Genomic DNA, 261 nt, shown 5'->3' with positions numbered 1-261 from the left:
GCCTGCACGATCTGGCTGTTTTCTTCCTCCTGTTTCTGCTTTTCCAGCTCCCGGATTTTGGCCTGCCACTCGGCAGCCTTCTCCCGGGCTTTTTCCAGTTCCTTATCGAGCTTGTCGATCTTGTTCATGCAAGGACTCCTTTCCTCTGGCTCACAAACGCCCGAAGGCATAGAAATGTGTCTGCCAGTAGCTTGAATTGATGTTTGCGTATTGGATGGGCGAACCACAATGGAGCATCATCCCGTCGCCCACATAAATCCC

General features: G+C 52.1%; 2 protein-coding genes. Both read right to left on the bottom strand.

Annotation, left to right across the window (positions count from 1 at the left end; all coding sequences use genetic code 11):
* The coding region (locus GPK90_RS17895; RefSeq protein ID WP_215703591.1) for a DUF4315 family protein at positions 1 to 128 on the bottom strand (128 nt) is incomplete at its 3' end.
* Positions 129 to 150: 22 nt separating this feature from the next.
* Positions 151 to 261: NlpC/P60 family protein (locus GPK90_RS17890; RefSeq protein ID WP_215703590.1), on the bottom strand; the 111-nt coding region annotated here is incomplete at its 5' end.

Origin of the sequence: Clostridium sp. MCC344, from assembly GCF_018785365.1 — a bacterium.
Classification (GTDB): domain Bacteria; phylum Bacillota; class Clostridia; order Lachnospirales; family Lachnospiraceae; genus Pilosibacter.
Note: the sequence above shows the minus strand (reverse complement) of the source record. Positions and strands in the feature narration are given on the sequence as shown.